This is a genomic window from Salipiger thiooxidans (assembly GCF_900102075.1).
Taxonomy (GTDB): Bacteria; Pseudomonadota; Alphaproteobacteria; order Rhodobacterales; family Rhodobacteraceae; genus Salipiger; species Salipiger thiooxidans.
This window is the reverse complement of the sequence record NZ_FNAV01000004.1, coordinates 267,018-280,469: the sequence shown is the minus strand read 5'-3', so window position 1 is coordinate 280,469 and position 13,452 is coordinate 267,018. Positions and strand designations below refer to the sequence as shown.

The following is a 13,452-nucleotide window of genomic DNA, read 5'->3' as shown; positions in this document are numbered from 1 at the left end:
GCTCGCTACTCCCCGTCTACGTCCCAGATAAGCCGCGAGTCGAAGCTCTGGGCCGAGATCATTGTAAAGGCCACGGAAAGCGCAAAGCTGACCGCCGCGATCCCCGGATTGATGGAAGCCGCGAAATCGAGCTGCACCAGAGACGACAGGATCGCAACCACGAAAACATCGATCATCGACCAGCGCCCGATGAATTCCACCGCCTCGTAGAGTTGGTGCCGCCGGTGTGCCGACATCGCCACCTGGTGCTGCACGCTCAGCGCGAGGTAGGCGATGGCGATGAACTTCGAGATCGGGATGACGATCGACGCCCCGAAGACGATGGCCGCCACCCCGTAGGATCCGTGGTGCATGAGCTCCACCACCCCGCCGAAGATGGTGCTCTCCGAGGTCTTGCCAAGGATCGTCGTGAGCAGCATGGGGTAGATGTTGGCGGGGATGTAGACCACCAGCCCGGCGAAGAGCCACGCCCAGACCCGCTGCAGGCTCGTGACGTCACGGCTCTGCAGGCGGGCACCGCAGCGGGTGCAGCGGGCGACGCCGGGGCGATGAACGCGCCCGCATTGGGTGCAGCCCACCAGCCCCGCCGCCTTCGCGGTCAGGATGGGCGCCGGTGCTCCAGCGTCTTCCATAGGGTCACCCTGCTCATGAAGTTGTCTTTCAGCACGGTCACGATGACCAGCGCCACGAAGGCCCAGAAGGCAGGCCCGATGAAGATATGCGCCATGCCCGCCACCTTGACGAGCGCCACGGCGACGCCGACCACGAAGATCTCGGCCATGGCCCAGGGCCGCAGGCTCTCGGCCACGCGGAACACCACCTCGGCGTGGCGCGCGGGCGCGTGCCCGAAGGCCATCGGCGCCATCACGTAGATCAGCGCCCCGATGCGGATCATCGGCACCACGACGATCAGCGAGGCCATGGCGATGGTCAGCGGCGCGGTGAGCCCGCTCGAGAAGGCCAGCACCGTATCGAGCAGCGACGAGCGGTGCATCCGCCCCGCCGCCTCGAGCTCGAGGAACGGGAAGAAGATCGCGGCGATCATCAGGATCATCGCAGACACCGCCAGCATGATGATGCGGGTCATCGCGGTCTGGCGAGGTGCCTCGAGCACCTCGTGACAGCGCAGGCAACGCGCCGTCTCGCCGGGCGCCACAGGGCGTTCGACGTAAAGTGCATCGCAGGAGGGGCAGGCCATAAGCGCCTCGGGCGCGGGCAGCTCGGCCGGGGATTCGGCTGTCATGCGGCTCAATCTAGAGCGATGGGCAGTGCGGGGAAAGTGGCCGCGCCGCAGCATGCCGCCGGGTGTGTTCCGGCGACCAGCCGCGGGCGGCGGGCGGGCGCCTCAGCGCCAGTCGAGGACGACCTTGCCCGAGACCCCGCTGCGCATGGTCTCGAAGCCCTCGCGGAAGTCGCGGGCGCTGAAGCGGTGGGTGATCACGCGGCGCACGTCGAGCCCGTTCTCGAGCATCGCGATCATCTTGTACCAGGTCTCGAAGATCTCACGGCCGTAGATGCCCTTGAGGGTGATCGCCTTAAACACGATGCGCGACCAGTCGACCGGGCTCTTGCCCGGCGGAATGCCCAGAAGCGCGATGCGCCCGCCCATCACCAGGCTTTCGACCATCTGGTCGAGCGCCGTCTGGTTGCCGGACATCTCGAGGCCGACGTCGAAGCCCTCCTTCATCTTCAGCCGGGCGATGACGTCGCGCAGGTCCTCCTCGGCCACGTTCACCGGCACCACGTCGGCGACCTTGGCGGCAAGCTCGAGCCGCGCCGGGTTCACGTCGGTGATGACCACGTGCCGGGCCCCCACGTGGCGCGCCACGGCGGCCGCCATGATGCCGATGGGCCCCGCGCCGGTGATCAGCACGTCCTCGCCCACGAGGTCGTAGCTCAGCGCCGTGTGCACCGCGTTGCCCAGCGGGTCGAGGATGGCGCCGATCTCGTCGTCCACCGCCTCGGGCAGCGGCACCACGTTGAAGGCCGGCAGGCGCAGGTACTCGGCAAAGGCCCCCTGCTCGTTCACCCCGATGCCTCGCGTCTCGGGGTCGAGATGGAAGCGCCCGGAGCGGCTCTGGCGGCTCTGGCGGCCGATCAGGTGTCCCTCGCCCGAACAGCGCTGGCCGATCTCGAGCCCGCGCACGTCGCGGCCCAGCTCGACGATTTCGCCCGCGAACTCGTGGCCGGTGATGAGCGGCACCGGCACCGTGCGCTGCGCCCAGGCGTCCCAGTTCCAGATGTGAATGTCGGTGCCGCAGATGCCGGTCTTGTTGATCCGGATGAGAACATCCTCGGGCCCGATCTCGGGCACCGGCGCCTCGACCATCCACAGGCCGGTCTCGGGCTTCGACTTCTCGAGGGCAAGCATCTGGTTGGTCATGTCAGGACTCCGGTGTCGCGGCCCGCCTGCGCGAAGGCGGCAAGGGCGTCGTCGAGGTCGGCGCGGGTGAGCGCCGCGTTCATCTGGGTGCGAATGCGGGCCCGGCCCTTGGGCACCACGGGGAAGAAGAAGCCCGAAACGTAGACGCCGAGCTCGTAGAGCCGCTGCGCCATGGCCTGCGCCTTGCGGGCGTCATAGAGCATGACCGGAATGATCGGGTGCTCACCCTGAAGCAGGTCGAACCCCGCCGTTGTGAGCCCCTCGCGCCAGTAGCGGGCGTTCTCGAAGAGCTGCGCGCGCAGGTCGTCGCCCTGCTCGACCAGATCCAGCGCGGCGAGCCCGGCAGCCACCACAGCAGGCGGCAGCGCGTTGGAGAAAAGGTAGGGCCGCGCCCGCTGGCGCAGCAGGTCCACCACTTCCTGCGGGCCGGCGATGTATCCGCCAAGCGCGCCGCCAAGCGCCTTGCCCAGCGTGCCGGTCAGGATATCCGCCCGCACCCCGAAATGCGACGGCGTCCCCTGCCCCTTCGGCCCCATGAACCCGGTGGCGTGGCAGTCGTCGACCATCAGGAGTGCGTCGTAGCGGTCGGCCAGCGCCCGGATTTCGGGCAGCTTCGCGAGATAGCCGTCCATCGAGAACACGCCGTCGGTAGCGATCATGATGTGCCGCGCCCCATCGGCGCGGGCGGCCATCAGCTGCGCCTCGAGGTCGTCCATGTCGGAATTGGCGTAGCGATAGCGCTTCGCCTTGCAGAGCCGGATGCCGTCGATGATCGAGGCATGGTTCAGCGCGTCCGAGATCACCGCGTCCTCGGGCCCCAGCAGCGGCTCGAAGAGCGCCCCGTTGGCGTCGAAGCAGGCGGCGAAGAGGATGCTGTCGTCGGTGCCGAGAAAGGCCGCCAGCCGCTGCTCGAGCGCGCGGTGCAGATCCTGCGTGCCACAGATGAAGCGCACCGAGGCCATGCCGTAGCCGTGGTCGTGCATCGCCCGCCCGGCCGCCTCGATCAGCGCCGGATGGTCGGCCAGCCCGAGGTAGTTGTTGGCGCAGAGATTGATGAGCTCGCGCCCGTCGACGCCGACGCGGGTGCCCTGCGGCGAGGTGATGAGCCGCTCGGTCTTCATCAGCCCCTCGGCCTCGACCTCGGCGAGGGTGTCGCGCAGGTGGGTCAGAAAAGCTTGGGCCATGAGTCGCACTCCCGTCGTGGTGTGCGTCTCTTTTCCGCCATCGCGGATTATCGGTCAATATAAAAGATACGCTATCACGGAACTCTGTCCGTTATGGCGTCTCGACGATGAGGAAGCAGCGCGCGCCCTCTCCGCAATCACGGATGGCATGCGCCACGTCCGCCGCATAGCGCGCGGTGTCGCCCGCGCGCAGCGTGTCCTCGGCCTCGCCCGAGCGGATGGTCAGCGCGCCCTCGATCACCGTCAGGTGCTCGCGCGCGCCCTGCCCGTGCGGCTCGCTCTCCAGCGCGCCACCGGCGTCGAAACGGATGTCGTAGACCTCGTAGCTGCCGACCTTGCCGGGCTCGGACAGGATGGTGATGTGGCAGCCCAGCCCGTGGCCGGTGATCACCGGCGCCTGATCGGCGCGGATGACCTCGATTGCGCGGGCCGGCGCCCCGAGGTCGAGAAGCCCGGCGAAATCCACCTGCAACGCGCGGGTGAGGTTCCAGAGCGTCGCCACGGTGGGGTTGGATTCGCCGCGCTCGATCTGGCTCACCATCGAGCGGCTCACGCCCGACAGCTTCGCCACGGCGTCGAGCGACAGGCCCTTGGCCTGCCGCGCGTCCTTCAGCCGTCCGGGAATGCGGCCGAGCACCGCGTCTGCATCATGATCCGTCATGACGGATGGCATGACCGACCCGGAGGCCGCCGTCAACGCTCAGTTCAGGCGGCTGACGATGACGGTGACCTCGGGCTTCTTGCCGATCTCGTTCTGCGAAGAGTTGCGGACGATGCGGCGCATGTCCTCTTCGAGCTTGTCGTCGTCACGAAGCGCCTTGTCGCCCGCCCGGCCAAGGTACTGACTCAGATCCTCTTCCAGCACGTCGACCAGCGGCGCGTTGCTGCGGCCGATCTCGGGCAGGCCCATGACCTCGCACCACGGCTCGCCGAGCGGCTCGTCGTCCTCGTCGAGGATCACGGTCACGATGACATGGCCGTTGAGCGCCATCCGGATGCGGTCGCGCACGATGCCGTCGAGCGCGCCGATCTGCACCGACCCGTCGAGATAGGTGCGGCCCGCGTCGATCCATTCGGCCACCGTGGGCTCGTTGCCGGAGAGGTCGATCATCATGCCGTTGACCGCCAGCACCCCGGCCCGGCCCCGCGCCTTGGCAAGCTTCACGTGCTCGCGCAGGTGGCGGTGCTCGCCGTGCATGGGGATGACGATCTGCGGCGACACGATGTCGTGCAGGCGCACGAGGTCCGGACCGTTGGCGTGGCCCGAGACGTGGTACTTGCCGCCCGAGTCATCGACCACGTCTACCCCGCGCTCGGAGAAGTTGTTCATGATGCGGATGACGTCCTTCTCGTTGCCCGGAATGGTCTTGGACGAGAACAGGAACAGGTCGCCTTCCTTCAGCTCGATGCCGTTGTACTTGCCCCGCGACAGCTGCGCCGAGGCGGCGCGGCGTTCGCCCTGGCTGCCGGTGACGATCAGCATCAGGTTGTCGCGCGGGATATCCGCCGCTTCCTCGGGGCTGACCACCTTGGGGAAGCCGGTCAGCACGCCGGTCTCGATGGCGGCCTCGATCATCCGGCGCATGGCGCGGCCCAGCAGGCAGATCGAGCGGCCCGCCTTGGAGCCCGCCTCGGCCAGCGTCTTCACCCGCGCCACGTTCGAGGCAAAGGTGGTGGCGACGACCATCTGCGGCGCGGCCGAGACCAGCTCCTCGATGTTGGGGCCGACCTCGGATTCCGAGCGGCCGGGGTTGGGCGAGAACACGTTGGTGGAATCGCAGACGAGCGCCTTGACGCCGCCCGCCGAGACCTCGGCCCAGAGCTCGGGATCGAAGGCCTCGCCCACCACGGGGCTCGGGTCGAGCTTGAAGTCGCCCGAGTGGATCACCCGGCCGCCGGGCGTGTCGATGACCAGCGCCGAGCTCTCCGGGATCGAGTGCGAGATCGGCAGGAAGCCCACCTCGAACGGGCCCACGTTGGTGGTCTCGGGCCATTTCGAGCAGGTTTTCACGGTCTCTTCCGAGTAGCCGTATTCCGCCAGCTTCTGCCGCGCGAGGTTGGCGGTGAAGGCACGGGCGTAGATGCGCACGCCAAGCCGCTCGAAGCAGTGGCCGACGGCGCCGATGTGGTCCTCGTGCGCGTGGGTGATGAACACCGCCTCGATGCGCTCGCGGTTCTGCTCGAGCCAGGCGATGTCGGCGAAAATGATGTTGACGCCGGGGGTGGTGTCCATGTCGGGGAACGCCACGCCGAGGTCGACGACGATGAGCCGCTCGGCCCCGGGTTCGCCGTAGCCGTAGACATAGCAGTTCATGCCGATTTCGCCCGCCCCGCCGAGGGGCAGATAGATGATACGTTGGGTGGTCATGAGGACTCCTGCCTCTTGTTGTAGTCGTGGATGACGGTCAGACCATGCATCGTGAGCGCATCCACCCACTCGTCGAAAAGGTCTTCGGATTGCTGGAAAAGCGGTGCCAGCCCACCTGTCGAGATGACCTTCATCGGCCGGTCGCGTTCGGCCTTGATGCGGTCGCAGATTTCACGGACGAGGCCGATGTAGCCCCAGAAGACGCCGGACTGCATGCAGGCGACGGTGTTGGTGCCCACCACCCGCTGCGGTTTGGAGATGTCAACGTGCGGCAGGGCGGCGGCGGCAAGGTGCAGCGCCTCGAGGCTGAGGTTCACGCCGGGCGCGATGACCCCGCCGATATAGGCGCCGTCACTGGCCACCACGTCGAAGGTGGTGGCGGTGCCGAAGTCGACCACGATCAGGTCGCCGCCGTATAGATCGTACCCCGCCACCGTGTTTACAAGGCGGTCGGGGCCGACATTCGTGCCGACATCGACGCGCGCGTCCACCGGCAGCAGGCAATCGGGCTTGCCCACCACGTAGGGGCGCGTGTTGAAATAGCGGTCGGCGAGGACGCGGAGGTTGAAGACCACGCGCGGCACCGTCGACGAGATGATCACGTCGGTGATGTCGGCCTCGATCTTCTGGAAGGCTATCAGCGTCGAGAGCCAGACGTAGTACTGGTCGGCCGTGCGCTGGTGCTCGGTCGAGGTGCGCCACGTGGCGAGGAACTTCTCGCCGTCCCAGATCGAGAAGACCGTGTTGGTATTGCCGCAGTCGATCGCCAGAAGCATGTCGCTCTCTCCCTCAGAAGAACACGTCTGCCGCGGCAATGGCCTGCCGGCCGCCGCGGGTGGTCAGGATCAGGTTGCCACGCTCGTCGACCGTCTCGAAGGTGCCGACGGTCTCGGCGGTGCCGCTGCGCGCGGTGATCACCTCGCCGAGCCGTGCGGCCCGCGCCAGCCACGCCTCGCGCAGCGGGCCGAAGCCATAGGTGGCAAAGCGCGCCTCGTGCTCGGCGTAGCTCGTGGCCAGCAGGTCGAGGAAGCTCTCGGGATCGATCAGCACGCCGGACTCGGAGAGCAGCGACACCGGGCGCAGCGCGCCGGGCTCGACCTCGCCCGCATCGGGCGCCTCGGCGAGGTTCACGCCGATGCCGATGGCCAGATGCGCGACGCCGCGCCGCTGGCCGAGGCTCTCGAGCAGGATGCCCGCCACCTTGCCGCCGTTCAGCAGCACGTCATTGGGCCATTTCAGTGCCAGCCCCTCGACCCGGCCGGTGGCCGCGGCGAAGGCGTCGTAAAGCGCCAGCGAGGCCACGAAGCTGCGCAGCGCCACCACGTCCGGCGTCTCGCGCGGCATCATCAGAAGCGTGCCCGCGAAGTTGCCCTTGGGGTTGACCCAGGGCCTTCCCCGGCGCCCGCGCGCCGCGGTCTGGCGCAGCGCCAGGATCCATTCCGGTCCCGCCAGCGTTCCCGCCAGCCGTGCCGCCTCGGCATTGGTGCTGTCCACCTCTGCCAGAACCCGTCTTCCGTATCCCGCTGGCCAGCTCAAAGCACCCCGTCCTTCATCTTTCGGTATCGTCTCCCGCCGGGGGCCGCACCGCTGCGGCCGCCAGAACGAAAAAGGCGACGCGCTTGGGGCGCGTCACCATAGGCAGGGATCCCGCCGTGTGGCTCAGTTGACAAGCGTCGCTGCCGCTGCCGCTGCCGCGCCCTCGACCCCGAAGAGGTTCACGACGCCCGCAACCATGAGCACGGCCGAGAGCACGAGGAAGCCCCAGAGCACCGGCGAACCGCCGGCGTCGAGATCGTCGCTCCGGTCGTCGCCGAAGTACATGTAGAAGACGATGCGCAGGTAGTAGAAGGCGCCGATCACCGAGGCGATCACGCCGGCCACGGCCAGCCACGCCAGCCCCGCCGCGTAGGCGGCCTGCAGCACGTAGAGCTTGCCGAAGAAACCCACCAGCGGCGGCACGCCCGCGAGCGAGAACAGCAGCACCAGCATCGCCAGCGCACGGGCCGGCTCCTTCTTCGAATACATGCCGAGCGCGCCGATGTCGGTCACCGGCTGGCCGTCGCGCGACATCGACAGGATGAAGGCGAAGGTGCCGACGTTCATGGTGACGTAGATCGCCATGTAGACCAGCATCGCCTGCACGCCGAACTCGGTGCCCGAGGCAAGCCCCATGAGCGCGTAGCCCATGTGGGTGATCGAGGAATAGGCCATCAGGCGCTTGATATTCCGCTGGCCGATGGCCGCGACCGAGCCGAGGAACATCGACAGCAACGACAGCAGCGCCACGACCTGGCTCCAGTCCGCCACGGCGCCGCCGAAGGCATCGAAGAGCAGCCGCGCGAAAAGCCCCATTGCCGCGACCTTGGGGGCGGTCGCGAAGAAGGCGGTGACCGGGGTCGGCGAGCCCTCGTAGACGTCGGGCGTCCACATGTGGAACGGCACTGCCGAGACCTTGAAGGCAAGGCCCGACATCATCAGCACGAGGCCGATCAGCAGGCCGATCGAGAGATGCCCCTCGGTCGCGGCGGCGATCACGCCCGAGAACAGCGTGGTGCCGGCGTAGCCGTAGGTGAGCGAGGCGCCGTAGAGCAGCAGACCCGACGACAGCGCGCCCAGCACGAAGTACTTGAGGCCCGCTTCGGTCGAGCGCTCGCTGTCGCGCCGAAGGGCCGCGACCACGTAGAGCGCCAGCGAATGAAGCTCGAGCCCCATGTAGAGCGAAATCAGGTCACCGGCCGAGACCATGACCATCATGCCCACGACCGAGAGCAGCACCAGCACCGGGTACTCGAAGCGCAGCAGCTTGTGGCGCGCCATGTAGCCCTCGGACATCAGCAGCACCGCCGCCGCCGAGACCAGGATCACCACCTTGGCGAAGCGCGAGAAGGCGTCGTCGATGAACATGCCCGAGAAGGCGATGCGGGTATCCGCGCCGGTCGTCCCGATCCAGATCGCCATGAGCAGCATCAGTGCCGCGCTGGCCCAGACCAGCAGCGGGGCGACCTTGTCCTTGCCGGTGTAGACCGCGCCGACCAGCGCCAGCATGGCGAAGACCGCGAGCACGATCTCCGGAAGGATGATGTTGAGATCAGCCGAGATCATGTCCCGCCCCCCTAGTGGTTCGCTTCGGCCACGGTGGCACCGCCGAGATCGGCGGCCGCCACGGCCGTATCATAATTGTCGACAAGCGCCTCGACCGACGGGCCGATGATGTCCAGCGCCGCGGCCGGGTAGACCCCGAGCCAGAGCGTCATGACCACGAGCGGCGCGAAGATCCACTTCTCGCGCGAGGTCATGTCCTGGATGGTCTTGAGGCTTTCCTTGATCAGGTCGCCGAAGACCACGCGGCGGTAGAGCCAGAGCGCGTAGGCCGCCGAGAAGATCACACCCGAGGCCGCCACGAACGCCACCCAGGTGTTGACCTGGAAGATCCCCATGAGCGTCAGGAATTCGCCGACGAACCCGGAGGTGCCCGGCAGACCGACGTTGGCCATGGTGAAGAGCATGAAGATCAGCGCGTAGGCGGGCATCCGGTTCACGAGACCGCCATAGGCATCGATCTCGCGGGTGTGCATCCGGTCGTAGATCACGCCGACGCAGAGGAAGAGCGCGCCCGAAACGAAGCCGTGGCTGAGCATCTGGAAGATGGCCCCGTCCACGCCCTGCTGGTTGGCAGCGAAGATGCCCATGGTCACGTAGCCCATGTGGGCCACCGACGAATAGGCGATGAGCTTCTTCATGTCTTCCTGCACCAGCGCCACCAGCGAAGTGTAGACGATGGCGATGGCCGACATCCAGAACACCAGCGGCGCCATGACCTCGGACCCCACCGGGAACATCGGCAGGCTGAAGCGCAGGAAGCCGTAGCCGCCCATCTTCAGCAGAATCGCCGCCAGCACCACCGAACCGGCCGTGGGGGCCTGCACGTGCGCGTCCGGCAGCCAGGTGTGCACCGGCCACATCGGCATCTTGACCGCGAAGCTCGCGAAGAAGGCCAGCCAGAGCATCGTCTGCATGCCGCCGACCACGTGGATGCCAAGCACCGAGAAGTCGGCGAAGGCGAACTCGTGGCGCAGCAGCGTCGGGATGTCGGTGGTGCCCGCGTCTACGTACATGGCGACCATGGCGACCAGCATCAGCACCGAGCCGAGGAAGGTGTAGAGGAAGAACTTGAACGACGCGTAGATGCGGTTCTGGCCGCCCCAGATGCCGATGATCAGGAACATCGGGATCAGGCCTGCCTCGAAGAACATATAGAAGAGCACCAGGTCGAGCGCCATGAACACGCCGAGCATCAGCGTCTCGAGCATCAGAAACGCGATCATGTATTCCTTGACGCGGGTCTTCACGCCCCAGCTCGAGAGGATGGTGAGCGGCATGATGAAGGTGGTCAGCATCACGAACAGCACCGAGATGCCGTCGACGCCCATCTTGTAGTTCAGGCCCATGATCCAGCTGCCCTCTTCCACCATCTGGAAGTCGGTGTTGGAGGGGTCGAACTGGAACAGGATGAAGAGCGAGATCACGAAGGTCGCCGAGCTCGCGATCATCGCCAGCCACTTGGCGTTCCGATCCGCCGCGGCATCGCCCCCGCGCAGGAACAGCGCGAGGATCAGCGCCGCGAGCGCGGGCAGGAAGGTGACGATGGACAGCAGGTTATCCATTAGTGAGCCCCTCCGAGGATCGACATCCAGGTGACGAGAACAGCGATCCCGATCACCATGGCGAAGGCGTAGGTGAAGATGTAGCCGGACTGAGCGCGTCCCGCGAGCTTGGTGAAGAAGGGGATGATCCCCATGGCGATGCCGTTGATGGTGCCATCGATGATGTTGCCGTCGCCGCGCTTCCAGAAGATCCGGCCCACCGCACGGGCGGGACGGACGAAGAGGAAGTCATAGGCCTCGTCGAAGTACCACTTGTTGAGCAGGAAGAGGTACAGCGGCCGCTGGTTCTCGGCCAGCTTGCGGGGCAGCGTCGGGTTCACGATGTAGAACCAGTAGGCGACCACGAAGCCGATGATCATGGCGATGAAGGGCGAGATCTTCACCCAGACCGGCGCGTGGTGCGCCTCTTCCATGACATTGTTGTCGGGCGACATGTAGATCGCGCCGTACTCGAGCCCGGCCGCGGCATGTGCCCCGGCACCTTCTTCGCCATGGGCGTCGGCGGCCGGAGCCTCGCCATGCGCCTCATCGGCGACGGCGGTCTCTTCTGCACCCACTTCGGATGCGGCGGGCGCCTCGCCCCCGGCGGTGTCGGCGGCAGCGGTGTCCGCGCCGGCGGCCTCGTCGGTCGCGGCAGGCACCTCCCCTTCGGCCGTGTCGGCGGCGGCGGTCTCGGTGCCGTGCTCTTCGGTGGCGGCGGCATCACCGTGGCCCTCGGCCGCGGCTTCCTCGCCATGGCCCTCGCTGGCCTCGGCATGGTGCGCGGGCATTCCGAAGAAGCTCAGCACCTTGTCGTGGTTCCCGAAGAAGGTCGCGTAGAACACCATGCCCGAGAACACCGCACCGACGGCGAGCACGCCGAGCGGGATCAGCATGACCCTGGGGCTCTCGTGCGCGTGCTCATGCGTGTGCTTGTCGCCCCGCGCCTTGCCGTAGAAGGTCATGAACATCAGGCGCCAGCTGTAGAAGCTGGTGAAGAGCGCCGCGATGACCAGCATCCAGAAGGCGTAGCCCCCCTGCGTGCCGGCCCATGCGCTCTCAATGATCGCGTCCTTGGAGACGAAGCCCGCGAAGCCGAGCCAGCCGGTGAGCGGGATGCCCACGCCGGTGATGGCGAGCGTACCGATCATCATCGCCCAGAAGGTCATCGGGATCTTGGTGCGCAGCGCGCCGTAGTTCCGCATGTCCTGCTCATGGTGCATCGCGTGGATGACCGAGCCCGCGCCGAGGAACAGCATCGCCTTGAAGAAGGCGTGGGTCAGCAGGTGGAACATGGCGACCGAGTAGACGCCCACGCCCGCGGCCACGAACATGTAGCCGAGCTGCGACATGGTAGAGTAGGCGATGACCCGCTTGATGTCGTTCTGCACGAGGCCGATGGTCGCCGCCACGAAGGCGGTGGTGGCGCCGAGGAAGGTGATGAAGGCGGTGGCCTGCGGCGCGTATTCCATCAGCGGCGACATGCGACAGACGAGGAAGACGCCCGCGGTCACCATGGTTGCCGCGTGGATCAGCGCCGACACCGGCGTCGGGCCTTCCATCGCGTCCGGCAGCCAGGTGTGCAGGAAAAGCTGCGCCGACTTGCCCATGGCCCCGACGAACAGCAGGAAGGCGATCAGGTTGGCGGCGTTCCACTCGGTCCAGAGGAAGTGCAGCTGGGTTTCCGCCAGACGCGGGATCTCGGCGAAGATCTGATCGAACTGGATGCTGTCGGTCAGGTAATAAAGCGCGAAGATCCCCAGCGCGAAGCCGAAGTCGCCGACCCGGTTGACCACGAAGGCCTTGATCGCCGCGGCGCCCGCCGAGGGCTTCTTGTAGTAGAAGCCGATGAGCAGGTAGGACGCGAGGCCCACGCCTTCCCAGCCGAAGAACATCTGCACGAGGTTGTCCGAGGTCACCAGCGCGAGCATCGCGAAGGTAAAGAGCGACAGGTAGGCGAAGAAACGTGCGCGGTAGGGCGTGTTTTCGAACTGCGGGTCATGCGCCATGTAGCCGAAGCTGTAGAGGTGCACGAGCGCCGAGACCGTGGTCACCACGATCAGCATGATCGCGGTCAGCCGGTCGATGCGGATCGCCCAGTCGGTCGAGAGCGTGCCGCTCTCGATGAAGCGGAAGAGCGTGACCGTGTGCGACTCGCCCAGCGTCAGGAACACGATCCAGCTCAGCAGCGCGGCGAGGAACAGCAGGCCGGTGGTGAGCCACATGGCCCCCTTCTCGCCCATGAACTTCCAGCCGAAGCCGCCGAGGATGGCGCCCACGAGCGGGGCGAAGAGAATGATCGTCACCATCGGGCTCAGCCTTTCATCACGTTGACGTCTTCCACGGCGATGGAGCCGCGGTTGCGGAAGAAGCAGACGAGGATCGCGAGCCCGATGGCCGCCTCGGCCGCCGCCACCGTCAGGACGAAGAGCGTGAAGACCTGCCCCGCGAGATCGCCCAGGTAGGACGAGAAGGCGACGAAGTTGATGTTCACCGACAGCAGGATGAGCTCGATGCTCATGAGCAGGATGATCACGTTCTTGCGGTTCAGGAAGATCCCGAAGATCCCCGTGACGAACAGCACCGCCGCCACCGTCAGGTAATGTTCAAGTCCGATCATGTTGTCCCTCCGGGCATAACCCGTCTCGTCTTTGCATTCGTCTCTCCGGGGCTCGCTGCCCCGGGTGTTCCGTGCCGCGCCCTCCGGCGCGTGTCCGCCGCCTGTCAGCCCCTGGGCCGGCGCGCCCGCCAGGCGCGCAGGAGCACGTAGCCCACGCCCGCCTTGACCACCCAGAGCCCCCCCGAGGCCGCGATCCCCCAGGGTGTCTGGAGGAAATGCAGGAGGCCGTTCATCCCCGCGCGCTCCGCAGGTCC

Annotated in this window: 13 protein-coding genes; all 13 read right to left on the bottom strand. The window is 66.9% G+C overall.

Annotated features, from left to right (window positions below; translation table 11 throughout):
* Nucleotides 1-5: 5 nt before the first annotated feature.
* The 13 genes from BLQ77_RS07670 to BLQ77_RS29630 all read right to left on the bottom strand — a co-directional run bounded on the left by BLQ77_RS07670 (nt 6) and on the right by BLQ77_RS29630 (nt 13,431).
* Entirely contained in the window at nt 6-632 is a 627-nt protein-coding gene (locus BLQ77_RS07670; protein WP_089957497.1) for a paraquat-inducible protein A, read from the bottom strand.
* The gene (locus tag BLQ77_RS07665) at nt 599-1,243 is read right to left on the bottom strand and encodes a paraquat-inducible protein A (RefSeq protein WP_089957494.1); all 645 of its coding nucleotides are present in this window, start codon (nt 1,241-1,243) and stop codon (nt 599-601) included. The genes BLQ77_RS07670 and BLQ77_RS07665 overlap by 34 nt, the downstream gene beginning before the upstream one ends.
* A 102-nt stretch (nt 1,244-1,345) precedes the next feature.
* Complete coding sequence (gene tdh, locus BLQ77_RS07660) at nt 1,346-2,383, bottom strand: L-threonine 3-dehydrogenase, zinc-binding type (RefSeq protein WP_089957492.1); 1,038 nt, start codon at nt 2,381-2,383, stop codon at nt 1,346-1,348.
* Nucleotides 2,380-3,567, bottom strand: a complete 1,188-nt coding sequence (locus BLQ77_RS07655) for a glycine C-acetyltransferase (protein ID WP_089957489.1) — start codon at nt 3,565-3,567, stop codon at nt 2,380-2,382. Before BLQ77_RS07655 ends, tdh begins: the two co-directional genes overlap by 4 nt.
* A gap of 91 nt (nt 3,568-3,658) precedes the next feature.
* Nucleotides 3,659-4,228 (bottom strand): type II toxin-antitoxin system RelB family anti-toxin, encoded by a 570-nt coding sequence (locus BLQ77_RS07650; RefSeq protein WP_089957760.1) that lies wholly within the window; start codon nt 4,226-4,228, stop codon nt 3,659-3,661.
* 39 nt (nt 4,229-4,267) lie between these two features.
* Nucleotides 4,268-5,935: a ribonuclease J gene (locus BLQ77_RS07645; protein WP_089957486.1), complete on the bottom strand. Its 1,668-nt coding sequence runs from the start codon at nt 5,933-5,935 to the stop codon at nt 4,268-4,270.
* Entirely contained in the window at nt 5,932-6,711 is a 780-nt protein-coding gene (locus BLQ77_RS07640) for a type III pantothenate kinase (RefSeq protein ID WP_089957484.1), read from the bottom strand. The genes BLQ77_RS07645 and BLQ77_RS07640 overlap by 4 nt, the downstream gene beginning before the upstream one ends.
* A gap of 13 nt (nt 6,712-6,724) precedes the next feature.
* A complete protein-coding gene (locus tag BLQ77_RS07635; RefSeq protein WP_008884282.1) occupies nt 6,725-7,471 on the bottom strand; it encodes a biotin--[acetyl-CoA-carboxylase] ligase in 747 nt (248 codons plus the stop codon).
* 123 nt (nt 7,472-7,594) lie between these two features.
* Nucleotides 7,595-9,037, bottom strand: a complete 1,443-nt coding sequence (nuoN, locus tag BLQ77_RS07630; RefSeq protein WP_089957481.1) for an NADH-quinone oxidoreductase subunit NuoN — start codon at nt 9,035-9,037, stop codon at nt 7,595-7,597.
* A gap of 11 nt (nt 9,038-9,048) precedes the next feature.
* Entirely contained in the window at nt 9,049-10,599 is a 1,551-nt protein-coding gene (locus BLQ77_RS07625) for an NADH-quinone oxidoreductase subunit M (protein WP_008885847.1), read from the bottom strand.
* Nucleotides 10,599-12,887: an NADH-quinone oxidoreductase subunit L gene (gene nuoL, locus BLQ77_RS07620; protein WP_089957478.1), complete on the bottom strand. Its 2,289-nt coding sequence runs from the start codon at nt 12,885-12,887 to the stop codon at nt 10,599-10,601. Before nuoL ends, BLQ77_RS07625 begins: the two co-directional genes overlap by 1 nt.
* A 5-nt stretch (nt 12,888-12,892) precedes the next feature.
* Nucleotides 12,893-13,198 (bottom strand): NADH-quinone oxidoreductase subunit NuoK, encoded by a 306-nt coding sequence (gene nuoK / locus BLQ77_RS07615; protein WP_008884673.1) that lies wholly within the window; start codon nt 13,196-13,198, stop codon nt 12,893-12,895.
* Between the two features lie 104 nt (nt 13,199-13,302).
* Complete coding sequence (locus tag BLQ77_RS29630) at nt 13,303-13,431, bottom strand: hypothetical protein (RefSeq protein ID WP_278184692.1); 129 nt, start codon at nt 13,429-13,431, stop codon at nt 13,303-13,305.
* Between the last annotated feature and the right edge of the window lie 21 nt (nt 13,432-13,452).

Excerpts from the sequence above, each read along its gene's own strand:
- nuoN (WP_089957481.1), bottom strand. The coding sequence starts at position 9,037 with ATGATCTCGGCTGATCTCAACATCATCCTTCCGGAGATCGTGCTCGCG.
- BLQ77_RS07645 (WP_089957486.1), bottom strand. The coding sequence starts at position 5,935 with ATGACCACCCAACGTATCATCTATCTGCCCCTCGGCGGGGCGGGCGAA.
- BLQ77_RS07650 (WP_089957760.1), bottom strand. The coding sequence starts at position 4,228 with ATGACGGATCATGATGCAGACGCGGTGCTCGGCCGCATTCCCGGACGG.
- BLQ77_RS07640 (WP_089957484.1), bottom strand. The coding sequence starts at position 6,711 with ATGCTTCTGGCGATCGACTGCGGCAATACCAACACGGTCTTCTCGATC.
- BLQ77_RS29630 (WP_278184692.1), bottom strand. The coding sequence starts at position 13,431 with ATGAACGGCCTCCTGCATTTCCTCCAGACACCCTGGGGGATCGCGGCC.
- nuoK (WP_008884673.1), bottom strand. The coding sequence starts at position 13,198 with ATGATCGGACTTGAACATTACCTGACGGTGGCGGCGGTGCTGTTCGTC.
- tdh (WP_089957492.1), bottom strand. The coding sequence starts at position 2,383 with ATGACCAACCAGATGCTTGCCCTCGAGAAGTCGAAGCCCGAGACCGGC.
- BLQ77_RS07670 (WP_089957497.1), bottom strand. The coding sequence starts at position 632 with ATGGAAGACGCTGGAGCACCGGCGCCCATCCTGACCGCGAAGGCGGCG.
- nuoL (WP_089957478.1), bottom strand. The coding sequence starts at position 12,887 with ATGGTGACGATCATTCTCTTCGCCCCGCTCGTGGGCGCCATCCTCGGC.
- BLQ77_RS07625 (WP_008885847.1), bottom strand. The coding sequence starts at position 10,599 with ATGGATAACCTGCTGTCCATCGTCACCTTCCTGCCCGCGCTCGCGGCG.
- BLQ77_RS07665 (WP_089957494.1), bottom strand. The coding sequence starts at position 1,243 with ATGACAGCCGAATCCCCGGCCGAGCTGCCCGCGCCCGAGGCGCTTATG.
- BLQ77_RS07655 (WP_089957489.1), bottom strand. The coding sequence starts at position 3,567 with ATGGCCCAAGCTTTTCTGACCCACCTGCGCGACACCCTCGCCGAGGTC.